The organism is Amycolatopsis sp. NPDC049253 (assembly GCF_040678995.1).
Taxonomy (GTDB): Bacteria; Actinomycetota; Actinomycetes; order Mycobacteriales; family Pseudonocardiaceae; genus Amycolatopsis.
Genome location: NZ_JBFAQX010000010.1, coordinates 228,720 through 251,435, shown reverse-complemented (window position 1 = coordinate 251,435; position 22,716 = coordinate 228,720). Strand labels below are relative to the sequence as shown.

The following is a 22,716-nucleotide window of genomic DNA, read 5'->3' as shown; positions in this document are numbered from 1 at the left end:
GCGAAGTATCGTCCGCCCCATGGGCAAGCACACCCAGCGAAAGCCCGGCTACCTCCCGAAGGTGGCCGCCGGTGCGGCACCCCTCGCACTGCTGCTCGCCGGCCCCGCGTCCGCGCTGGCCGATCCCACACTTCCTCTCGACGGCCTGCCGCTGGACCTGCAGCAGCACGGCAGTCTGGACCACTCCGCGCACTCCTCGGCGGCGTCGGTGGGGGTCGTGCGCGACACCTCCGTGGCGACGCGGGGGTTGCCGGTGTCGGCGGCTTCTTCCGTGACGCAGGCGGTGTCCGACACCACCGGCTACGGCCTTTCGGATTCACTCACAGCGGTGAAAACGACAAACGGTTTTTCGCAGTCACAGCGCCACGAAGTCCAAGCGGGCCCGCCGGTGCGGCTGATGGCGGGGAACTCGTCGCGGGTCACGTCTTCTTCGCCGGGCTCCGGTGTTGGCGCTTCCACCGCGGAGGGCGTCTGGCTGCCCCACAGCGTCGACGTCCTCACGGATTCCTCCGGCGACGTCGGCGCCGGGCGCTTCGCCGGCGATCTCGGCGGTGGCGTGGGGGTGCACCGGACGTCCGGCCACGCCGTGGACTTCGGTGAGCTGGGTTCGGTGGTGGCCAACTCGGAGCAGCACGGGATGGGGCAGTTCGTCGGCTCGCTGGACGTGTCGGACGTCGGCCAGCGCCACATCGCCACGGCGGACGTCGGCCCGGTTTCGGGCTTCCTGCTGACCACGCAGTCGTTGTCGGGCAACGGTTTCCGCGGATAGCTGGCGGCCGCGGACGCCGCTTCGGCGCGGGTTTCGACGGCGGCTTCGGTTTCGCCGCGGGTGTCTCAGACGCAATCGGTGGGGGTGACGGCGTTCGGGACTCCGGTGGCGCTGTCGACGCCGCCTTTGGGTTGAGCGGGACATGAAAACGGCCGCCTTTCGGGGCGGCCGTTTTTGCGCGCGGGGCCAGGCTTCGTCGGGGCCGGGCGGGCCGGCAGAGCGGCCGCGACGGGGCCGTAGGTGCTCAGGCGGCCAGAGGGGTGGATGCGCTGCGCGCCGCCGTGGGGTTGCGTGTGGCGGAAGTGGCCTGAAGGTGCCGGACATGAAAACGGCCGCCTCGCGGGGCGGCCGTTTTCGCGTTCGGGGTCAGTCTTCGTCGACGTCCGGGTCCGGTTTCGCCGGCGGGGTCGCCGGGACTGACCCCAAGGTGCTCGGGCCGCTGGAGGGGGCGCGGGGCGCGGGCGGGGTCGGGGCGTCGGCCGGGCGGGTTTCGACGGGGGTCGTCGCGCGGGTGTCGACCGGGGTGGTCGCGCGGGTGTCCGCCGGGGACGGGGCGCGGGTGGCCGAGCGGGGTTCCGAGGCGGCAGCGGCCCCGGGCGCGGGCGTGCCGGCGGCGGGGGTCCAGGTGCGGCCGGTGTCGTAGTCCTCGTCGAAGGGGTCGACGATGTCGGCGATCTCGCCGAGGTCGCGCAGGAGGCGTTCGAGGCGGGACGGCCCGGCGTTGGGCACGACGCTCGCCAGCACCCATTCGTTCTCGAGCCACGCCACGCCGACGTCGCCGCCGAGCTGGTCGGCCGCGTCGACGAGCTCCTGGGTGATGACCGCACGGGCGCCTTCGGAGTCGTCGGCGAAGGCGTAGCGCTGACCGATCGGGCCGAGCATCTCCGGCATGTTCTCGCGCTGGAACGGCACGCTCGACAGCCACATCTCGACCGGCACGCGGTGCGTCTTGTTGCAGCGCACGGCCACCACCGTCGCCGGGATCTGGCCCTCGGACTCGATGTCGAAGATGAACACCGGACGGCGGCCGTCGGAGGTGAAGGTGGAGCCCGCGACGACGTTCACGGCCGCGTCGGCGCCGAAGTAGCCGATCGCACCGCCCGACCACTGCCGGGGCAGCCGCTCGTCCTCCTCCACGAACTGCCAGCCGCGCAACTGGGCCCAGCGCATGCGCTCGCGGTTGCGCGAGCCTTCCTTGGCCCGGTCGGCCGCGAGCAGGCCGAGCCCCGCCACCAGCGCGACGGCGGCGATGACGAACCAGATCCACGCCGAGATACCCACGACGGTGAGGGTATCGCTGCTCGGCCTCTACCCCTGAACGCCCGCGCCGTGTCGGCGCGCCCCTTTCGGGACAGCGCCCGGTGCCGGGTCGACAAATCGGTTAATCTCTGGGCCTTTTCACGGCTCGCAGGCGGTCGAGCGCCGCTTTGACAGTCGCGACGTCGTCCTTGCCCAGCGGCTCGAGCAGGTGCTCCCGCACGGCGGCGGCGTGCACGGGCCGAGCGCGTGCGGCTTCCGCCCGGCCGAACTCCGTGAGCAGGACCTCGACGCCGTCGTCCGCGGGCTGCCGCTCGACCAGTCCGCGCTGTTCCATGCGCGTCAGGTGGTGCGACAGCCGGCTGCGGTGCCAGCCCATCGACTCGGCGAGCTGGTTCTGCCGCAGCCGTCCCGCGTGGTCCGCCAGGCGCGTGAGCACGCCGAAGTCCGGATCGGACAGTCCCGTCGCCGCCGCGATGTCCTCCGCGATGCGGGCGCGCACCGACTCCGCCGCGTGCTTGAACGCGTGCCAGAACTCCAGCTCGTCGCCGGCCAGCCGATCCACAGCGGGTCACTGTACTGCCTCGTTGTCATGACAACACCCTCCGAGGTACGGTGTTGTCATGACAACACCTACCGCTCTCGTGACCGGCGCCGCCACCGGCATCGGCAAGGCGATCGCGGCCGGCCTGGCCGCCCGCGGTTTCGACGTGTGGCTCGGCGCCCGCAACCGGTCCCGCGGCGCCGCGGCCGCCACGGAAGCCGGCGGCCGCTTCGTGCGGCTCGACGTGACTTCGGACGAGGAGGTCGCCGCCGCCGTGCGGACGGTCGGCCGCCTCGACGTGCTGGTCAACAACGCCGGCACCAACACCGGCGGCTACGCCCTGCCGTCCCAGGAGGACGTTGCCGCGATGCGCGAGGTCTACGAGACCAACGTCTTCGGCGTCGTCCGCGTGACCAACGCGTTCCTGCCGCTGCTGCGGGACTCACCCGCCGGCCGCATCGTGATGGTCTCGAGCATGCGCGGCTCCTTCGCCGAGCCAGGCGCGTGGGCCGGACGGCCGTCGATGCCGTACTCGAGCTCGAAAACCGCACTCAATGCCCTTACGGCCCACTATGCCCACGAACTGGCCGGCACCGGAATCAAGGTCAACTCCGCCTGCCCCGGCCACGTGGCCACCGCCTTCAACGCCTTCCGCGGCTTACGCACACCCGAAGAGGGCGCCGCGGAAGCCATCCGCCTCGCCACGCTGGCCCCGGACGGCCCGACGGGCAAGTCCTTCCAAGACGGGCGCGAACTCGCCTGGTGACGGGATCGGACCGTTCACGCCGCCGAACCCGCGCGAAAGGACCGCTCGCGATCGAACCGCGGCACGATCGGTCCACTCGCGTCCACAGCCAAGCACGAACGATCCCCTCGCCGCGCGGCGCGAGCGGTCCCTGCGCGCACATCCTCAACTTTCTTCGAGCTGTCCGGTCGCGCGGTAGCTCCGGCACGAACGGACCGTTCACGCCATCGAACCCGCGCGAAAGGACCGCTCGCGATCGAGCCGCGGCACGAGCGGACCACTCGCGCCGGTCTGCGGACACAAACGTTCCACTCGCGCCGGTCCGCAGGCACGAACGATCCACTCGCGCACAGGGCACGAAAGCGCACCACAGCGGGCCCACCCAGCCCGTGAACGCAGAACGGCCCTCCCACCGAAGTGGAAGGGCCGTTCAGAACCACCCAGCCGTCAGACCCGCTCGACAGTCAGCGTGTCTCCGGCCTCCAGCTGCGGAATGTCCACCCGCACGGTGTCGCCGTCGCGGATGTCGCCCGACAGCAGCTTCTTCGCCAGCTGGTCGCCGATCGCCGACTGCACCAGGCGGCGCAGCGGCCGGGCGCCGTAGATCGGGTCGAAGCCGTTCAGTGCCAGCCATTCGCGGGCGCCGTCGGTGACCTCCAGGTGCAGCCGCCGCTGGGCCAGACGCGCGGCGAGCCGCGCGACCTGGATGTCCACAATGGACGTCAACTGCTCCGTACCGAGGGCGTGGAACACCACGATGTCGTCCAGCCGGTTCAGGAACTCCGGCTTGAACTGCCGCTGCACGGTCTCCAGCACCGCGTCGCGGCGCTGGTTCTCGTCCAGGGACGGGTCGGCGATGGCCTGGGAGCCGAGGTTCGACGTCAGGATGAGGATGGTGTTGCGGAAGTCCACCGTCCGGCCCTGGCCGTCGGTCAGCCGGCCGTCGTCGAGGACCTGCAGGAGCACGTCGAACACGTCGGGGTGCGCCTTTTCGACCTCGTCGAGCAGCACGACCGTGTAAGGGCGCCGCCGCACGGCCTCGGTCAGCTGTCCGCCCTGGTCGTAGCCGACGTAGCCCGGAGGGGCACCCACGAGCCGCGCCACCGAGTGCTTCTCGGAGTACTCGCTCATGTCGATGCGCTGCATCGCGCGCTCGTCGTCGAACAGGAACTCGGCCAGGGCCTTCGCCAGCTCCGTCTTGCCCACACCGGTCGGGCCGAGGAACAGGAACGAGCCCGTCGGACGGTCGGGGTCGGCGACGCCGGCCCGCGCCCGCCGCACGGCGTCGGACACGACCTGCACGGCCTGCTCCTGCCCGATCACGCGGCGGCCGAGCTCCTCCTCCATGCGGAGCAGCTTGCCCGTCTCGCCCTCGAGCAGCCGGCCGGCGGGGATGCCGGTCCACGAAGAGACGACGTCGGCAATGTCATCACTGCCGACCTCTTCCTTCAGCATCACGTTCTGCTGGCTGACCTCCGACGCGGCCGTGGCCGCCTCGAACTCCTTCTCCAGCGCCGGGATCCGGCCATAGCGCAGCTCGGCGGCCTTGCCAAGGTCACCGTCACGCTCGGCGCGCTCCGACTCGCCGCGCAGTTGCTCCAGCTGCTCCTTGAGCTCGCGGACGCGCTCGATCGAACCCTTCTCGTTCTGCCAGCGAGCGGTCAACGCGGTCAACGTCTCCCGCTTCTCGGCCAGCTCGGCCCGCAACGCGGACAACCTCTCCAAAGAAGCAGCATCGTCCTCCTTGGACAGTGCCATCTCCTCGATCTCCATGCGCCGCACCGCGCGCTCCACCTCGTCGATCTCGACGGGGCGGGAGTCGATCTCCATGCGCAGCTTGGAGGCGGCCTCGTCAACGAGGTCGATCGCCTTGTCCGGCAGGAACCGGGCGGTGATGTAGCGGTCGGACAGCGTCGCGGCGGCCACCAGCGCGGCGTCCGTGATCCGGACACCGTGGTGCACCTCGTAGCGCTCCTTGAGCCCCCGCAGGATCGCGATCGTGTCCTCCGGCGACGGCTCGCCCACCAGCACCTGCTGGAAGCGCCGCTCCAGAGCCGCGTCCTTCTCGATGTGCTGGCGGTACTCGTCGAGCGTGGTCGCGCCGACCATCCGCAGCTCACCGCGCGCGAGCATCGGCTTGATCATGTTGCCCGCGTCCATCGCGCCCTCGCCGGTGGCACCGGCGCCGACGATCGTGTGCAGCTCGTCGATGAAGGTGATGACCTCGCCGGCCGAGTCCGTGATCTCCTTGAGCACGGCCTTCAGCCGCTCCTCGAACTCACCGCGGTACTTCGCGCCGGCCACCATGGACCCAAGGTCCAGGGCCACCACGCGCTTGCCCCGCAGCGATTCGGGCACGTCACCGGCGACGATGCGCTGGGCCAGGCCCTCGACGATCGCCGTCTTGCCGACGCCCGGCTCACCGATCAGCACCGGGTTGTTCTTGGTCCGCCGCGAAAGCACCTGCACGACTCGGCGGATCTCCGTGTCACGCCCGATCACCGGGTCGAGCTCACCGGCGCGGGCGCGCTCGGTCAGATCGACGCCGTACTTCTCCAGCGCCTTGAACGTGCTCTCCGGATCGGCGCTCGTGATGCGCGCCGAACCCCGCACCTTCGCGAACGCCTCCTGCAACGCCTCGGGCGTCGCGCCGTGGCGCTTCAGCAGCTCCGCGACCTGGCCGCCCTCGGTGGCGAGGCCGACGAGCAGGTGCTCGGTCGACACGTACTCGTCACCGAGCTCGGTGGCGAGCTTCTGCGCGTGCGTCAGCGACTTCACGGCGTTCGTGTCGAACTGCGGGGTCGACACGGTGGCGCCCGTCGCGGACGGCAACGCGTGGATGATCGGGTCGAGCTCCTTGTGCACCACCTCCGGGTCGGCCCCGACCGCGGTCAGCAGTGGTGCGGTAAGTCCCTCACCCTGCGCCAGCAGGGCGCCCAGCAGGTGGGCGGCCGAAACGTGCGGGTTGCCGGCCATCGTGGCCGCCTGTGCCGCCGACGAGATCGCCTGCTGGGTCTTCGTGGTCGGGTTGAAAGCGTCCATCCCTCACCTCATGCGCTCTGTGAAAGTCCAGGTGACAGCCCTGACCAAGGACCATCGACTTGTACAACGTCAGAAAACTTGAGTCTGTTCCGCTCAACTCTGAACCGGCGTCACCGCGTCCGCCGGAAGCCTCGGTCCCAGCCTGCCCAGGCCCGCGACGGCGAGGCAAGCGCAGGTGCCGACCAGCACCCAGGGTAACCAGGCCGACACGGAGAACAGCGCCACCACCGCCGGCGCCAGCACCTGCGCGACGGTGAACGCGTACTGGAACGCTGCCAGGTACCGGCCCTTCGCTTCCGGCGGGGCGGCGGCCTCGGCCAGCGCACCCGAGCGCGGCCCGAAGACCAGGTCACCCGCGGCGTAGACGAGCGTCGCGGCCAGCAGGTATCCGACCTGCCAGCTGCGCGGCACGACCAGCACGCCCAGGCTGACCACGCACCACGCGGCGAAGAGCGCCGAGCCGCCACGCATCGCCGCGACGCGGTTGAGCCGGCGCGTGAGCCGCAACGCGACCGTGCCGCCGACGCTGGTGACCACCGTGAGCAGGAACAGGATCGCGCCCGGCAACCAGGACGGGCCGTGGAGCAGGTCGAGCACGAACACGGGCGTACCGATGAGGAAGAAGTCCAGCGACAGCCCGAACATTCCGCTGAACAGGATCAACGCCAGGTACGGCCGGTTGCGCAGCACACCGCTGCGTGCTTTCGGGTACGCCGTGCTCCGCCGTTGCGGCCGCACAACCCCCGCGATGAGCACGGCCGCTACCACGAAAGTCACGACGTCCACCGCCAGCGCCACGCCGTACCCGCCGTCGCCGATCCACATCAGGATCGCCGACGACGTCAGCCCGCCGAGCCCGAAGCCGCCCGCCCGCACCATGCCGACCTCGGCGAACGGCCGGTCCTTCGGCACGTCGCCGGCGACGTCGGCGATCAGCGCGTAGAGCGAGCTGTAGAAGAGCTGCTGTCCGGCTGCCATCAGGATCGCCGCCACCACGACCGCGGTGACGCCGTCGGCGATGAGGTACGCGGCCGCGCCCGCCGCCTGCAGCAGCTGCGCGCCGACGATCACCGCCCGTGGCCCCGTGCGGTCCACCAGCCGGCCCGCGAGCGGCGGCACGACCAGTCCCGCCACTGTCCCGAGCGTGACGGCCGTGCCCGCCAGCGCGAGCGGGACACCGACCACGCGCGTCACGTAGACCAGCGCCAACGGCAGGAACAGGCCGGAGCCGAAGTTGTCGATCCCCAGCGCGCACAACAACGCGACCCGGCTCCGCGTCACGTCCAGGACGCTACCGCCGGAGCGGGACCCGAGGTCAGGGCCGGAAGGAGACTTCGCGAGCCGCCGAATGCCACTGGCGGTAGAGCGCGCTTCCCCGGCCACGTCCGTCCGGTTGACCGGGAGGGGTTCCGGCGCGGTCGAACTAGCCTGCACCCGGGCGCCGGGAGATCAGCGGCGGGAAGACGCGCTCGAGCCCCGGCGTAGGGGGCCGGGGCTCGAGCGGTTCGGTCGGGAACGCGGTCAGCCGAGGTTGAGCGTGCCGCTGTGGCGCGCGAACTCCGGTTCGGCCTCCAGCACCACGTCGTGGTGGGCCGGGGTGCCGAGGTTCACCGCGAGCGGCTCGGCGTGCGGCGCGTGGCCGTACGCGGTGACCGTGAGCGTGTACGCGCCCGCCGGCACACCGTCGAGGTCGTACGCACCGGCGCTGCCGCTGAGCCCGGAGCCGACGACCTTGCCGGCGCTGTCGGTGAGCGTCAGGGCCGCGCCGGCGACCGCGGCGTGGCGACCGGCCGTGCGGACGCGGCCGGTCACGCCGCCCGTGCCGCCGAGGAGCAGGTCGTGCCACGCCGGCGTGCCGGTGAGGCGCACCGTGGACACGGCCGGCGGGAGCGAACCCGCGGTCGCGAGCAGCACGTGCTCACCGGTGGAGCCCGCCACCAGGGCGAACTCGCCGTTGCGGGCGCTGCGGCCGACGTCGACCTGGCGGCCCGAGGCGTCCGTGAGCGTGAGCACCACACCCGAGACGGGGCGGCCGTCGGTGTCGAGGACGCGGCCGCGCAAGGCAGTCGCGACCTCGGCCGTGGGCGCGGGTGCGACGACCGGAGTGGTGTCGGCGTCGAGAGTCCGGCGCAAGGGGACCTCCTTCATGAAAACCACCGCCAGCAGCGTCACCACGGCGATGAAGCCGGCGAACAGGAACACCGTGCCGGTCGCGTCGCCGAACGCCGCGCGGACGATCGGCTGCAGCGCGGCAGGCAGGCCGTCGATGTCGAACGTGCCACCCCCGCCGTGCACCGCGTCACCGGCCGGGAGGCCGAGGCGGGTCAGCGACGACGTGATGTTCGTGGCGACCTTGGCCGAGAGCACCGCGCCGAGCGCCGAAACACCGGCGGCGCCGCCGAGCGAGCGGAAGAACGTGACCACCGAGGACGACGAACCCATGTCCTTCATGGCCACGGTGTTCTGCACGACCAGCACCAGGTTCTGCATCAGGAACCCGAGCCCGATGCCCACCAGGCCGAGGTACCCGCCCATCAGCGTCAGGTTCGTCGCGTGGTCCACCGTGCTGAGCAGGAACAGCCCGGTCAGCAGGGAGATCCCGCCGGCGACCATGAACGGCTTCGTGCGGCCCGTGCGCGAGATGACCTGTCCGGCGCTCGTCGACGCGAGGGCCAGGCCCAGCACCAGCGGCAGCGTCATCAGGCCCGCGTGAGTCGGCGAGAAGCCGCGCGAGATCTGGTAGTACTGCCCGAGGAAGACCGAACCGCCGAACATCGCGGTCCCGACGGCCAGCGAACCGAGCACTGCCAGCGTGAAGGTGCGATTGCGGAACAGGCGCAGCGGCACCACCGGCTCGGCGACGCGCGACTCCACGAGCACCGCCAGCGCCAGCGCGATCACCGCGCCGCCGACGTACGCCACGCTCGTCCACGAGGCCCACGCGAAGGTGGCGCCGGCCAGCGAAACCCAGATCAGCAGCAGGGCGACGCCACCGACGAGCAGGGTCGCGCCCAGCCAGTCGATGCGGACCTTGCGCTTGAGCACCGGCAGGTGCAGTGTGCGGCCGAGCACCACGAACGCGATCACCGCGATGGGCACGCAGACCCAGAAGCACCAGCGCCAGCCGAGCGGCGAGTCCACGATCAGGCCGCCGATCAGCGGCCCGGAGACGGTGGCGACGGCGAACACCGCGCCCGTGTAGCCGGAGTAGCGGCCGCGGTCGCGCGGGGCGATCATCGCGGCGATCACGACCTGGATCAGCGCCTGCAGGCCACCGAGGCCCACACCCTGCAGCGCGCGGAACGCGATGAGCTCCGGCATCGACTGCGAGATGCCGCCCAGCGCCGAGCCGAGCGTGAAGATCACGATGGCCAGCTGGTACAGCAGCTTCTTGCTGAACAGGTCGGAGAGCTTGCCCCAGATCGGGGTGGTCGCGGTCGACGTCAGCAGCGTCGCGGTGACCACCCACGTGTACTGGCTCTGCGAACCGTGCAGGTCGGCGAGGATGGTCGGCAGCGCGTTGGACACGATCGTCGACGACAGCATCGCCACCAGCAGGGCGAGCAACAGGCCGGAGAAGGCCTTCATGATCTGCCGGTGGCTCATCTGCTCACCGGCGAGGTTGGTACTCAACTTGCTTCGTCACTTCCCGACTTCCGCTTGGTCCTCCGCGCACTCGGGGGGCCCGAGCACGGTGCGGAGACCGTTGTTCATGTCCGCGAGCCGGGTCGTCAGGTCGGCGATCCGCTCCTCGTCCCAACCACCGAGGGCCTTCTCGAAGAACGCGATGTAGCGCTCCCGCCACCTCTCGACCTCCGCGAGCCCCTTCTCGGAGATGCTGATCAGCGACGCGCGCCCGTCCTCCGGGGCGGGGCGGCGGTCGACCAGGCCGGCGGCCTGCAGCTGCGAGATCTGGCGGCTGATCACCGAGAGGTCCACGAGCTTGCGCTTGGCCAGCTCGGAGGGCCGGGCTTCACCGTGCTTCGCGAGGTCCGACAGCAGCATCCCGGCGGCCGGGTGAAGGCCGGGTTCGGCTTCCCAGGCCTGCATGATCCACAGGTGCTGCAGCTGCGAAGCGGTCCGGAGCTCCCGCATCAGTTCCACCCTGACGTCGTCGGCAGAGCTCATCGGTTTCCTCCCGGACCGGACACTGCTTCGAGCGTCCACTTGGTTGTGCCATACAAGTTTATAGCTTGATGGTTGCGTAGGGCAACTATCTATTCGGTGACCTGCCCCACGCCCGCCAACCTGCCGGTAACCCGACCGGAGCAACGTTGCTGGCAAAGGGCCGCAGGGCGGCTACTCTGCGGACGAGCCGCAGTCAGGGGACGCGACGACAGCGTCCTGAAGACTATTGAGGGGAACGAGGTGGGACAGTGGTGAATTCCCTCGGCGCCGACCGCAGAGGTCGACCTGAGCCGGAGTGCTGCCACGGGCCCGCCACTCGCCCGTGATAGCTCCGTCCGCGTCCCCGAACCGCCCCCGACCTGCGAACGACACTCGATGACAGCCGATTCGATCAGCCCGATCCCCCGCTCGGCGGCGCCCCGTGAGACGCCTGCCGCCGTGGCCGCGATGGTGCGGCTGATCCGTGACACCTGGGCGATGTCCGAGCCCTTCATCCCGGAGATCTCGCAGTTCTTCTACGGGATGCTGTTCACGCTCGCCCCGGTCACGCGCGACTTCTTCCCCATCAACATGGAAGTGCAACGCGGGCGGCTCGTGCGCGCGCTGGTGCACATCGTGCAGATGGTGGACCGGCCCGACGACCTCGTGCCGTTCCTGCGTCAGCTCGGGCGCGACCACCGCAAGTTCGGCGTGATCCCGCGCCACTACGAGGCCGTGGGCACGGCGCTGCTGGCCGCGTTGAAGAACCACCTGGGGCCGCAGTGGACCCCGGAGGTGGAACGGGCGTGGGCCGAGGCGTTCACGATCGTCGCGCGCGCCATGCAGGAGGCCGCGGCCTCGGACGGGAACCCGGCGTCGTGGCACGCGACGGTCGTGGAGCACCGGCGGCTGACCTGGGACCTGGCGCTGGTGCGACTGCTGCCGGAGCAGCCCGTGCCGTACCTGCCGGGGCAGTACATGAGCGTGGAGGTGCCGCAGCGGCCGCGGCTGTGGCGCTACCTCTCGCCGGCCAACGCGCCGCGCGAGGACGGCGGCATCGAGTTCCACGTGCGCGCAGTCGACGGCGGCTGGGTCTCGCGCGCGATCGTGAGCCACACGCAGCCCGGGGACGTCTGGCGGCTCGGCCCGCCGCTGGGGCGCATGGCCGTGGACCGCGAACGGTCCCGTGGCGTCGTGATGGTCGCGGGCGGAACCGGTGTCGCACCGCTGCGCTCGATCCTCGACCACCTGGCGATGTGGGGCGAGAACCCCAAGACGCGGCTGTTCTACGGCGGTCCGGCGCGAGAGGACCTCTACGACCTCGAAGAGCTGCGCGCGCTGTCGTCCACGAACCCGTGGCTGACCGTGACCCCGGTCGTCGAACGCGGCGACCACCTGCCCGGTTGCGAGCAGGGGACCTTGGCGGAAGCGGTTACGCGGTATGGAGCCTGGCCCGACCACGACATTCTCGTGTCGGGTTCTCCCTCGATGATCCGCGCGACGGTTTCCCGCATGCTGGTCGCCGGAAGCGTGCTGGGACAGATCCAGTACGACCCGTTCACCATCGATTGATGCACGCTGGGCGGTTATCGGCCCACGAAAAGTGTTCTCTGCCAAGGGAAACCGCGGAAGATCATTTTCACTGAGCGCCAGATCGAGTTTACCAGCCGTGTCGATAATTGCTCCGTTCGAGCGGGAACGGCGTTAACTACACCCGTTTTTCTCCAGTGGCGCCTACAGTCGGGATTCCTCGGGGGCGGCACGCGTACGCAAAGCCGCGTGAAGACTGAAACTGCTTGGCATGACTGGAGAAAACCGTTCCCGATGAGTGCTGAATCCGTGAAGATCGACCTTGCGCCCGCTTCGGTGCGCAGACCGCTGCCCGGTTCCGAGACCGCGCGGGTGATCCGCGAGAGTTTCGCCCTGGTCGAGCCGAAAGCCGAGGAGCTGGCGCAGTACTTCTACGGAGCGCTGTTCGTGATCGCGCCGGATGCCCGGGATCTGTTCCCGGTGACGATGGCCACACAGCGGAGCAGATTGTTGCGGGCGCTCGTGTACGTGGTGCAGATGGTGGACAGACCCGACGAACTCACCACGTTCCTCGGTCAACTGGGCCGCGACCACCGGAAGTTCGACGTGGTGACGCGGCACTACGACGCCGTCGGAACCGCGTTGATCAGCGCGATGAAACGATTTCTCGGCAAAGCGTGGACGCCCGAGGTGGAAACGGCGTGGACGTCGGCGTACCAGCTGATCTCCGAGACGATGCGCAAAGCCGCGGCGGAGGAGACGGGGCAGGCGTGGTGGAGCGGCACGGTGCTGGAGCACCGGAAACTCTCGGCCGACGTCGCGTTGGTGCGGGTGCGCACGGAGCAACTGCTGCCGTACCGCTCGGGCGGCTACGTGAGCGTCGAGACGCCGCAGCGGCCGCGGCTGTGGCGGTACCTGTCCATGGCGACGGCGCCCCGCGACGACGGCCTGCTCACCTTCCACGTACGCGCGGTCACCGGCGGGTGGGTCTCGCGGGCGATCGTGAACCACACGCACGCCGGCGACGTCTGGCGGCTGGGGCCGTCGATGGGCGCGCTGTCCGTGGTGCCGACCGCCGACCAGCGGCCGCTGCTGATGATCGCGGGCGGCACCGGCGTCGCGCCACTGATGGCGATCCTCGACGACTTGTCCCGCTGGAAGCGCAACCCGCCCGTCCACCTGTTCTTCGGCGGCCGCAAGCCGGGTGACCTGTACGCGCTCGACGAGCTGCGCCGCCTGGCCGTCACCTCGCCATGGCTCACGGTCACCCCGGTCACGGAGGAAGGCGCGATCCCCGGCGGCGACCGGGGCACCTTGGCCACCGCGGTGACGCAGCGTGGCACCTGGAAGGACCGCGAGGTCCTGGTGGCGGGCTCGCCGGACATGATCCGCGGGACGGTCGCGAAGCTGCTGGCCGCCGGCGTGGAGCTCGAACGGATCCGGTACGACCCCTTCACCCTGGACTAGTCTCTCGGGGCATGGAGATCACGATCCCCACCCCGGACGGCGACATCACCGGCTACCTCGCAGTACCCGCTGGTCCAGGCCCGTTCCCGGCCGTCGTGATCATCCACGACGCCATCGGCCTGTCGAAGGACGCCCGCGAGATCACCGACCGGTTCGCCTCCGAGGGGTACCTGGCGCTCAGCCCCAATCTGTACTCCCGCGGCGGCCTGTTCCGCTGCGTGCGGCAGGTGTTCAAGGACATGTTCGCGCGCAGCGGCCGCGCTTTCGACGACATCGAGGCTTCGCGCGTCTTGTTGTCCGCGCGTGCGGACTGCAGCGGCAAGATCGGCATCGCCGGCTACTGCATGGGCGGCGGCTTCGCCCTGGTGGCGGCTTCGCGGTCGTTCGACGTTTCGGCCCCGTACTACGGCCAGCTGCCCCGCGACCTCTCCGCCCTCGACGACGCCTGCCCCGTGGTCGCCAGCTTCGGCCGCCGCGACCCCTCCCTGCGCGGCGCCGCCGCGAAACTCTCGGCGGCCCTGTCGGAACGCTCGATTCCGCACGACGTGAAGGAATACCCGGACGCCGGCCACAGCTTCGCGAACAAAATGGGCCCGGCCCCCGTGGCGGCCTTCGCGAAGGTAGTGGGGTTCGGCTACCACGAACCTTCGGACCGCGACGCTTGGCAGCGCGTGATGACCTTCTTCGGGGAGTACCTGAAGGCACCTTCGGAAGCGTGACGGCGCCTGGCGGCTTCGCCGCTGCCTGAGCGGCCCGCTCGCGCCCCGGGCGAATGGTCCAGTCGCGCACAGGTACAACGGTCGCCAACGGACCGCTCGCTGGGCCGGAACGGCGCGAAGGGATCACTCGCACCACTGGCAGAACGCGAAGGCACCGGCTGCGCACCCGGCCGCGACCGGTCCACCGGCGCCGCAGCGCGCGGCACGAACGGTCCAGTCGCTCACGTCCCACGGCACGAACGGACACTTCGCAACCCACCCGGACGCGAAAGGACCACTCGCACCGCCAGCCGAGCGCGAACGGCCCCACGCTGACGGCGCGAATGGTCCACTCACGCCGAACCACGCGGCCCGAACCACCCAGTCGCTCACCTACCCGACGCGACAGGACAGTTCGCGACCCCACCCGGGCGCGAAAGGACCAGTCGCGCCACGCGGCAGAGTGCGAAGGGACCGCCCGCGCACCGGGCGCGAGGGGACAGCTCGCGCTCGACCGGCTGCTCCAACGGACCACTCGCAACGCCGACGCCGTCACGAAGGCGCCGCTCGCGCTGACATGCGCGGTGCGAAGGACCCGCTCGCGGCCGGAGCGCACGCGCGAAAGGTCCACCCGTACGCAGCCATCCGGCATGAATGGTCCAGTCGTGCCACCGGCCACGGCGCGAGGGGACCATTCGCGGCAGCCGCGCGGCGGCGAAGCGGCCACTTGCGCCACAAACGCGAAACAGCCCCTCCGCCACCATCCGGTGGCAAAGGGGCTGTCCCAGCAAAAAACCTCAGCGGCGCTTAGGCTTCCACACCACCAAAGACGTCTGCTGCCTCATCGGCACCAGGTCCTTCCGGTACGAAGCGTGCACCGCGGCGGCGGCTTGTTCGGCGGCGGCGTAGGCGGACGCCAGCTCCTCGGTCAGCTCGTGCACCCGCGCGCGCAGGGCGTCGACCTGGTTTTCCAGCTCGATGATGCGCTTGACGCCCGCGAGGTTGACGCCGTCCTCCTGCGAGAGGCGCTGGACCTCGCGCAGCAGGGCGATGTCGCGCATCGAATACCTCCGGCCGCCGCCGGAGGTGCGGCCCGGGGAGACCAGGCCCTGGCGGTCGTAGGAGCGCAGGGTTTGCGCGTGGAGGCCCGAGAGCTGGGCTGCCACGGAGATCACGAACACGGGGGTGTCCTCGTCCGCGCCGTGCGGGAGTCCCGGGATTCCGCCGAACATCACCCTCACCTGCCTTCGAGCATCTCGGTCACCTCAGGCCGCGGGTCGTGGCCCTTCATCGCCTCCGCGTAGGCCTCGAGGGCTTCGCGCGCCTTGTCGTCCAATTTGGCGGGGACCGACGCCTGCAGGGTCACCAGCAGATCACCCTGTGAGCCGTCCCGCTTCTGAATGCCCTTTCCGCGCACGCGCAACACTCGGCCACTCGCGGTACCCGCGGGCACCTTCAGCGACACCTTGCCCTCGAGGGTCGGCACCGTGATCGTGGTGCCCAGCGCGAGCTCGGTGAAGTCGACGGGCACGGTCAGGGTCAGGTCGAGGTCCTTGCGCCCGAACAGCTTGTGCGGTGCCACGTGCACGCGCACGTACAGGTCACCGGCCTGCGCGCCACCGCGGCCGGGTTCGCCCTGGCCCGCCAACCGGATCCGCTGGTCGTCGTCGACGCCCGGCGGGATGCGCACGGTCAGCGTGCGGGTGCGGGTGCTGATGCCCTCGCCGCCGCACTCGGGGCACGGGTCGTCGATGATCTGGCCGCGGCCGCGGCAGTCACGGCACGGCTCGGAGAACGCGAACGCACCCTGGCTGCGGCTGACGAGACCCGAACCGCCACACGTCGGGCACTGGCGCGGCGACGTGCCCGGCTTCGCGCCGTTGCCGCCACATGTCGCGCACGTCGCGGGGCTCGACAGCCGCAGCGGCAGGGTCGCGCCCTTGACCGCCTCGGTGAAGTCGATCCGCACGTCGGTCTCGACGTCGGCGCCACGCTGCGGCCGGTTGGCCGACGCGGCCCCGCCGGCCCGGCCCTGACGGCCGAAGATGCCGCCCAGGATGTCGCCGAGCCCGCCGAACCCGCCCTGCTGGGCAGCGCCGGCCTGGCCGAAGATGTCGCCCATGTCGAAGCCGCCCGCGCCACCGGCGCCGCCGGGGAACCCACCGAAGCCGCCGGAGCCGAAGAGGCGCTGGGCCTCGTCGTACTCCTTGCGCTTCGCCGGGTCGGACAGCACGCCGTAAGCCTCGGACACGGCCTTGAACTTGTTCTCGGCCGCGGTGTTGCCCGAGTTGGCGTCGGGGTGGTTCTCCTTGGCCAGCTTGCGGTAGGCCTTCTTGATCTCGTCCGCGGTGGCGTCGGAGGAGACACCCAGCTCTTTGTAGAAGTCCTTGCCCATCCACTCCCGAGCACTCATCGGGTGCCTCCTCCTTTCGCTACGAAACGGTTGTTACTGCTGGTTCGGCTCATCGATCGACCCGTCCAGCGGCAGCTCGCCGCCGACGGGCGGGTCGACCGGTGCCGCGGCCGGCTCGTGGTCGGTGACCCCGACCAGCGCCGCCCGCAGGACCCGGTCGCCGAAGCGGTAGCCGCGGCGCATGACCACGGTGACCGTCGGACCCGCCACGTCCGGCGAGGTGTTGTGCTGCACGGCCTCGTGCACGCTCGGGTCGAAGGGCTCGCCCTCCACGCCGAACGACTCGAGACCGGCTCGCTGCAAGCCGCTCACCAGCTTGTCGCCGACCGCCTTGAACGCACCGGTGAGGTCACCGTGCTGCTCCGCCCGCTCGAGGTCGTCGAGCAGGGGGAGCAGGTCGCCGACCACCGACGCCTTCGCGTTCAGCACCACGCCCTCGCGGTCGCGGTCCACGCGCTTGCGGTAGTTGGCGTACTCCGCCTGCAGGCGCTGCAGGTCGGCCGTGCGCTCGGCCAGCTGCTTCTCGACGTCGGACGCGACCGAGACCGCGTCGTCCACCGAGTCGCCGAGCGAGGGGCCCGCGTGCTGCGCGGGCGCCCCCTCGGTTGGGCTGTCGTATTCAGGCACAGCGGGTTCCGGGGCAGGGGGACGGACCTCACCGGTCTGCGGGTCGACCCGCCGCCGGTCACGCACGACCACCGGTTCCTCGGGGCCCCGGCCCTCGGCTTCGGAGTGTCGTGGGGTCACTTCTTCTCGTCCTCTTCCACGATCTCGGCGTCGACCACGTCATCGGCCTTGTCCTGCGCCCCACCGGCGGAACCGGCGTCGGCACCCGGAGCGCCACCGTCGGCGCCGGCGGCACCCTGGTTGGCGTAGAGCGCGGTGCCCAGCTCCTGCGAAGCCGTGTTCAGCTTCTCGATGGACTCGCGGATCTTGGCCGAGTCGGTGCCCTTCAGCGCCTCGTTGGCCTCGTCGATGGCGGTCTTGACCTTGCCCTTGAGGTCCTCGGGGAGCTTGTCCTCGTTGTCCTTGACGAACTTCTCGGTCTGGTAGACGAGAGTCTCCGCCTGGTTGCGGGTCTCCGCTTCCTCGCGGCGCTTCTTGTCTTCCTCGGCGTGGGCCTCGGCGTCCTTGACCATGCGGTCGATGTCGTCCTTCGGCAGCGCGGAGCCACCGGTGATCGTCATCGACTGCTCCTTGTTCGTGCCCAGGTCCTTCGCGGTCACGTGCACGATGCCGTTGGCGTCGATGTCGAAGGTGACCTCGATCTGCGGCACGCCACGCGGGGCCGGCGGGAGACCGGTCAGCTCGAACATGCCGAGCTTCTTGTTGTGCGCCGCGATCTCGCGCTCACCCTGGAACACCTGGATCTGCACCGACGGCTGGTTGTCGTCCGCCGTGGAGAAGATCTCCGAACGCTTGGTCGGGATCGTGGTGTTGCGCTCGATGAGCTTGGTGAACACGCCGCCCTTGGTCTCGATGCCCAGCGAAAGCGGGGTCACGTCCAGCAGCAGGACGTCCTTGACCTCGCCCTTGAGCACACCGGCCTGCAGCGCGGCACCCACGGCCACGACCTCGTCCGGGTTCACGCCCTTGTTCGGCTCACGCCCGCCGGTCAGCTCCTTGACCAGCTCGGCCACGGCCGGCATGCGGGTGGAACCACCCACGAGCACGACGTGGTCGATGTCGCCGACGGAGATGCCCGCGTCGCGGATCACGTTGTTGAACGGCGCCTTGGTGCGGTCGAGCAGGTCCGAGGTGATCTTCTGGAACTCGGCGCGCGACAGCGTCTCGTCGAGGAACAGCGGGTTCTTGTCGGCGTCGACCGTGATGTAGGGCAGGTTGATGCCGGCGGAGTTGGAGCTCGACAGCTCGATCTTCGCCTTCTCGGCCGCCTCGCGGATGCGCTGCAGGGCCATCTTGTCCTTGGTCAGGTCGATGCCGTTGGAGGCCTTGAACTTGTCGACCAGCCACTTGACGATGCGCTCGTCCCAGTCGTCACCACCGAGGTGGTTGTCACCGGAAGTCGCCCGCACCTCGACGACACCCTCGCCGATCTCCAGCAGCGACACGTCGAACGTACCGCCACCGAGGTCGAAGACCAGGATGGTCTGTTCCTTCTCGCCCTTGTCCAGGCCGTACGCCAGCGCGGCGGCGGTCGGCTCGTTGACGATGCGGAGCACGTTCAGGCCGGCGATCTGCCCGGCCTCCTTGGTGGCCTGCCGCTGGGCATCCTCGAAGTACGCCGGGACGGTGATCACCGCGTCGGTGATCTCCTCGCCCAGGTACGACTCGGCGTCGCGCTTCAGCTTCATCAGCACGCGCGCGCTGATCTCCTGCGGCGTGTACTTCTTGCCGTCGATCTCGGTGTTCCAGTCGGTACCGATGTGCCGCTTGACGGACCGGATGGTGCGGTCGACGTTCGTGACGGCCTGGTTCTTCGCCGACTGACCGGTGAGCACTTCACCGTTCTTGGCGAACGCGACGATGGACGGGGTGGTCCGGGAGCCTTCCGAGTTGGCGATGACCGTCGGCTCGCCGCCCTCAAGGACGGCTACGACCGAGTTGGTCGTGCCGAGGTCGATGCCGACCGCTCGCGCCATGGTGCTTCCTCCTGTGTTGGCAGCTCTACTGCTATGTTCGTGACCTGCACGTTTCGGGTCCGCCTTGAGCGGACCCCTGGCAAGTTCTATCGGTCCCTCGCGAGCTTCGTCAAGCCAGACTTGAGTCAGCTGCACTCAACCTTCGTATCAGGCTAACGAAGGGGTAGTGGCTCTTGTTCCCGGGCTCACCGGCAGATCGTGCCGCGAAGGGGTGTGAGGCCGCTCACCAGGTACTTCGCCTCCACTACTCGCGCACGCGGAGTTCAGCAGGCTGGTGGTGCTCGACAACGACCTCATGGCGAGAGCAGTCGCCGTCGCCGAGCCGCGCGAGCCGTTCGTGTTGTAGGGATGCGGTGCCTGCGCCACGGCCATGCCCCGACCGCGATCTGCGACGCGTGCCCCACCACCGTCGCCGATCCGCCGGGCCGCCCGGGTTGATCAGCAGCGAACCGATCCGGTGCGCCGGGTCGGTGGCCGGCAGCAGCACCACGGCGAGCCGCGCGGTTCCCGAGCCGGAGCCGATCGGCACGTCGACAAAACCGCATTCAGCGGTCGGTTCCTGCGAGGCCGAGCACGGCGTCCACGTGGTCGAAACCCGAGGCCGGCACCGCGAGCAGCGGCAGGAACGGCAGGACAGCGGCGGCGATCAGCTTCATGCCGGACGAGCCGGGACGGCCGGCCGCGCGGCGCGGTGGGACCCCTCGTCCCGCACGATCACCGTCTCCGCCAGCCGCACGTCCCCGGCCGGCGCCGTCACCTGGACCACGGCGACCGGGGTGGGCGCCGGCGTCGTTGCCTCAGGCTCGGCCGTCAGGCCCAGACTCGCCGTCACGACGAACGCCCCCACCGCCCCGGCCAGCACGGCCGCCAGCACCCGGTTCTCGATCTTGCGCATGTGACTGTTCCCCCGAAAGTGTCGTGGTTCAGGCGGCCTTGACGGTGACGCTGCCGCTGGAGGTGTTGAGGTCGAGCGTCTTGGTCTCGCCGGCGTTGTTCGACGTGGGGATGTCCACGGTCCGGTGCCCGCTGTCGGTGTCACCGATCACCCGGTACGACCCGTCCGGCACCCGCACGTCGACGCTGCCGGAGTCGGCGCGCACCTTCACGTCGTTGGGCGTGACCAGGGACAGCTCCACGCTGCCCGAGTCGGCGGAGACGTCGGCCGGGCCGCGCACCCCTTCGGCCTTCACGTGGCCGGAGTCGCTGTGCAGCTGCACCGGCCCGACGTTCTGCAGGTCGATCGAACCGCTGTCGAGCCGCAGGTTCACCAGGCCCGCGACGTTCGCCACGTGCGCGTGGCCGGAGTCGGCCGTGACGTCGACGCTCGCGACGCCCGTGAGATCCACCTCGCCCGAATCGGACTGGCCCGTCACGGGCAGCCCGGCCGGCACGACGACGTCGAAGTCGGCGGTGCAGTTGCGGCCGCAGTCGCCGAGCACGAGCTGGTCGCCCTCCACCCGGAAGGCGTCACCCGGCTCGCCGCGGAAGTTGTAGTGCAGTTTCTGGTGCACGGAGATCGCGCCGGAACCGGTGCGGATCCGGATGTCGCCGGAGTTCGCGTCGAGCTTCACCCCGCGGATCTGCTGCGAGACCGTCGCGCTGCGCTCCACCGTGCTGCCCAGCCCCCAGCCGAGCGCGATGGCCACTCCCACGCCGATCAGAACTACGCCACCCAGTGCCAGAAGCGGGCGTGCCATGGTGTCCGTCCCCTCAGTACCGCTCATCCGTCTTCCGCAAACGGTAGGAGGGGCGCGGGTGCCGCGACATCCGGTAAACCCCCCGAAACATCCCTGAGGTGCCGGGGCCCGGGTCAGGGTCATAGCCTGGTCCCGACTGGACTTCCAAGATCAACGCGTTCAGGAGGATTGATGCCTCAATCGCCCAATCCCTACGATTTCCTGCCATCCGTGCCGTCGTTCACGCTGCGCAGCACGGACATCGCCGAGGGCGAGACGCTCGCGACGCCGCACCTGTCCGGCATCTTCGGCGCCGGTGGCGAAGACCGGTCGCCGCAGCTGTCGTGGGAGGGCTTCCCCGAGGAGACCCGAAGCTTCGCGGTCACGGTGTACGACCCCGACGCCCCGACCGCGAGCGGTTTCTGGCACTGGGCCGTGTTCAACGTGCCCGCGTCGGTCACCGAGCTGGCCGCCAACGCCGGCGACGCGAACGGCTCCGGCCTGCCCGCGGGCGCTGTCACTCTTAAGGGTGACGGTGGCGTGAAGCAGTTCCTCGGCGCCGCCCCGCCGCCCGGGCACGGCCCGCACCGCTACTACTTCGTGGTGCACGCGCTCGACGTCGACTCCCTGGAGATCGACGGCGACGCCACGCCCGCGTTCCTCGGCTTCAACTTGTTCGGCCACACCCTGGCTCGCGCCACGATCATGGCGGTCTACGAGAACAAGGGCTGAGTTTCGCCGGTAGCAGGGCCACCGTGAGTTCGCTCGCGGTGGCCCTGTGGTGTTTTTCCGACAGGTGGAATCACTGCCGTTGACCTGCTCCCTCGCCGGGGAAGACGATCGGAAGCTGCACATCAGCACGTACCTCGTACCGCAAGGGAGCCGGCACCGATGTACGAAAAGGACGGCGAGCGCTACTTCATCGTCGACGGTCACGTGCACTTCTGGAAGCCCACGGAAGACGGGTTTCGCCGCCAGAGCGAGGAAACGATCGTCCACGACCTGTTCGAAACCGGGTACGTGGACCACGCGATCTTCCAGCCGGCGTCCACCACCGACCCCGCCGGCGCGGCGCCCGGGAGCGCGTTGACCGAGCGGTACCCCGGCCGGTTCACCGTCGCCGGCCTCGAGCCGGCGGCCGGCAACCGGAAGGGCGTCAAGCTCGTCACCACCGAACAGGCGGGCCGGCGGCTGTCGGACCCGTGCTCCTACCGCTTCCTGGAGAAGTGCCAGGAGTTCGGCATCCGCAACGTCCACCTCCACGCCGCTCCCTCGCTCCACCCCCTCGACCGCGACGGCGCCGACGCGTTCGCGGCCTTCGACGCCGCCGGCCTCGACGAGGTCGCCGCGGCGTTCCCGGACCTGCGCTTCATCGTCGAGCACCTGGGCTTGGCCCGGTTGCAGGACTTCTGCTGGATCGCCACGCAGGAGCCGAACGTGTACGCCGGCCTCGCGCTCGCGTTGCCCGCCATCCTCACCCGGCCGCGCCAGTTCGCCGAGATCATCGGCGAGCTGCTCTACTGGATGGACGAGAACCGGATCACCTTCGCCAGCGACTACGGGCTCCAGCACCCGAAGTGGCTGATCGAGTCCTTTGTGGACTTCGAGATGCCGGAAGACCTCCAGGCCGAGTACGGCGAGCTCACCACGGACGTGAAGAAGAAGATCCTCGGCCTCAACGCGGCGCGCCTGTACGGCCTCGAGGTGCCGGACGGCTGCGGGACCACCGAACCGGCGGCCGAACGCGACGAAATCGGGTCGAACTCGAAAGTACCGGTGTGACGCCGGGACTCACCCGTTCGGTCCAGTGGGCCGAGGTGCCGGTACGCCGGAGTCACCACGGCCCGTCGGCGTGCGACCTGCAC

General features: G+C 70.1%; 19 protein-coding genes and 1 pseudogene. 7 read left to right on the top strand and 13 right to left on the bottom strand.

Features of this window, described 5'->3' with window-relative positions:
• Positions 1-19: 19 nt before the first annotated feature.
• Positions 20-769: a hypothetical protein gene (locus AB0K15_RS24245; protein WP_364054485.1), complete on the top strand. Its 750-nt coding sequence runs from the start codon at positions 20-22 to the stop codon at positions 767-769.
• Between the two features lie 636 nt (positions 770-1,405).
• Here AB0K15_RS24245 and AB0K15_RS24240 read toward each other — a convergent pair.
• Positions 1,406-2,050 (bottom strand): annotated as a pseudogene (locus AB0K15_RS24240) (hypothetical protein); the annotation flags it as partial.
• A gap of 100 nt (positions 2,051-2,150) precedes the next feature.
• Positions 2,151-2,591: a MarR family transcriptional regulator gene (locus tag AB0K15_RS24235; RefSeq protein ID WP_364054482.1), complete on the bottom strand. Its 441-nt coding sequence runs from the start codon at positions 2,589-2,591 to the stop codon at positions 2,151-2,153.
• 58 nt (positions 2,592-2,649) lie between these two features.
• Between AB0K15_RS24235 and AB0K15_RS24230 the strand changes: the two genes are divergently transcribed.
• Positions 2,650-3,336: an SDR family NAD(P)-dependent oxidoreductase gene (locus AB0K15_RS24230; protein WP_364054479.1), complete on the top strand. Its 687-nt coding sequence runs from the start codon at positions 2,650-2,652 to the stop codon at positions 3,334-3,336.
• Positions 3,337-3,762: 426 nt separating this feature from the next.
• Here the strand turns inward: AB0K15_RS24230 and clpB are convergent, their stop codons facing one another.
• From clpB to AB0K15_RS24210, 4 genes are all read right to left on the bottom strand, one after another.
• The gene (gene clpB / locus AB0K15_RS24225; protein WP_364054476.1) at positions 3,763-6,357 is read right to left on the bottom strand and encodes an ATP-dependent chaperone ClpB; all 2,595 of its coding nucleotides are present in this window, start codon (positions 6,355-6,357) and stop codon (positions 3,763-3,765) included.
• A gap of 93 nt (positions 6,358-6,450) precedes the next feature.
• Complete coding sequence (locus AB0K15_RS24220; RefSeq protein ID WP_364054473.1) at positions 6,451-7,638, bottom strand: MFS transporter; 1,188 nt, start codon at positions 7,636-7,638, stop codon at positions 6,451-6,453.
• Positions 7,639-7,878: 240 nt separating this feature from the next.
• Positions 7,879-9,963: an MFS transporter gene (locus tag AB0K15_RS24215; RefSeq protein WP_364054690.1), complete on the bottom strand. Its 2,085-nt coding sequence runs from the start codon at positions 9,961-9,963 to the stop codon at positions 7,879-7,881.
• A gap of 36 nt (positions 9,964-9,999) precedes the next feature.
• A complete protein-coding gene (locus AB0K15_RS24210; RefSeq protein WP_364054470.1) occupies positions 10,000-10,485 on the bottom strand; it encodes a MarR family winged helix-turn-helix transcriptional regulator in 486 nt (161 codons plus the stop codon).
• Positions 10,486-10,860: 375 nt separating this feature from the next.
• Here AB0K15_RS24210 and AB0K15_RS24205 point away from each other — a divergent pair, with 375 nt between their 5' ends.
• The 3 genes from AB0K15_RS24205 to AB0K15_RS24195 all read left to right on the top strand — a co-directional run bounded on the left by AB0K15_RS24205 (position 10,861) and on the right by AB0K15_RS24195 (position 14,180).
• Positions 10,861-12,036 carry a globin domain-containing protein gene (locus AB0K15_RS24205; protein WP_364054467.1) on the top strand — a complete coding sequence of 392 codons (1,176 nt, stop codon included), beginning with the start codon at positions 10,861-10,863 and terminating at the stop codon, positions 12,034-12,036.
• 252 nt (positions 12,037-12,288) lie between these two features.
• Entirely contained in the window at positions 12,289-13,461 is a 1,173-nt protein-coding gene (locus tag AB0K15_RS24200; RefSeq protein ID WP_364054464.1) for a globin domain-containing protein, read from the top strand.
• A gap of 11 nt (positions 13,462-13,472) precedes the next feature.
• The gene (locus tag AB0K15_RS24195) at positions 13,473-14,180 is read left to right on the top strand and encodes a dienelactone hydrolase family protein (protein ID WP_364054461.1); all 708 of its coding nucleotides are present in this window, start codon (positions 13,473-13,475) and stop codon (positions 14,178-14,180) included.
• 776 nt (positions 14,181-14,956) lie between these two features.
• Here the strand turns inward: AB0K15_RS24195 and AB0K15_RS24190 are convergent.
• From AB0K15_RS24190 to AB0K15_RS24160, 7 genes are all read right to left on the bottom strand, one after another.
• Positions 14,957-15,391 carry a helix-turn-helix transcriptional regulator gene (locus AB0K15_RS24190; RefSeq protein WP_220245238.1) on the bottom strand — a complete coding sequence of 145 codons (435 nt, stop codon included), beginning with the start codon at positions 15,389-15,391 and terminating at the stop codon, positions 14,957-14,959.
• Between the two features lie 5 nt (positions 15,392-15,396).
• A complete protein-coding gene (dnaJ, locus tag AB0K15_RS24185) occupies positions 15,397-16,572 on the bottom strand; it encodes a molecular chaperone DnaJ (RefSeq protein ID WP_364054458.1) in 1,176 nt (391 codons plus the stop codon).
• A 33-nt stretch (positions 16,573-16,605) separates the two neighbouring features.
• Positions 16,606-17,319, bottom strand: a complete 714-nt coding sequence (gene grpE, locus AB0K15_RS24180) for a nucleotide exchange factor GrpE (protein ID WP_364054455.1) — start codon at positions 17,317-17,319, stop codon at positions 16,606-16,608.
• Positions 17,316-19,175 carry a molecular chaperone DnaK gene (gene dnaK, locus AB0K15_RS24175; protein WP_364054452.1) on the bottom strand — a complete coding sequence of 620 codons (1,860 nt, stop codon included), beginning with the start codon at positions 19,173-19,175 and terminating at the stop codon, positions 17,316-17,318. Before dnaK ends, grpE begins: the two co-directional genes overlap by 4 nt.
• A 244-nt stretch (positions 19,176-19,419) precedes the next feature.
• Positions 19,420-19,704: a hypothetical protein gene (locus tag AB0K15_RS24170; protein WP_364054449.1), complete on the bottom strand. Its 285-nt coding sequence runs from the start codon at positions 19,702-19,704 to the stop codon at positions 19,420-19,422.
• A gap of 123 nt (positions 19,705-19,827) precedes the next feature.
• Positions 19,828-20,070 (bottom strand): hypothetical protein, encoded by a 243-nt coding sequence (locus tag AB0K15_RS24165; RefSeq protein ID WP_364054446.1) that lies wholly within the window; start codon positions 20,068-20,070, stop codon positions 19,828-19,830.
• Positions 20,071-20,098: 28 nt separating this feature from the next.
• Positions 20,099-20,872: a DUF4097 family beta strand repeat-containing protein gene (locus AB0K15_RS24160; RefSeq protein WP_364054443.1), complete on the bottom strand. Its 774-nt coding sequence runs from the start codon at positions 20,870-20,872 to the stop codon at positions 20,099-20,101.
• Positions 20,873-21,043: 171 nt separating this feature from the next.
• Here AB0K15_RS24160 and AB0K15_RS24155 point away from each other — a divergent pair, with 171 nt between their 5' ends.
• Positions 21,044-21,583: a YbhB/YbcL family Raf kinase inhibitor-like protein gene (locus AB0K15_RS24155; RefSeq protein ID WP_364054440.1), complete on the top strand. Its 540-nt coding sequence runs from the start codon at positions 21,044-21,046 to the stop codon at positions 21,581-21,583.
• Positions 21,584-21,742: 159 nt separating this feature from the next.
• On the top strand, positions 21,743-22,633 hold the full coding sequence (locus AB0K15_RS24150; protein ID WP_364054437.1) for an amidohydrolase family protein: 891 nt from the start codon (positions 21,743-21,745) through the stop codon (positions 22,631-22,633).
• Positions 22,634-22,716: the final 83 nt, after the last annotated feature.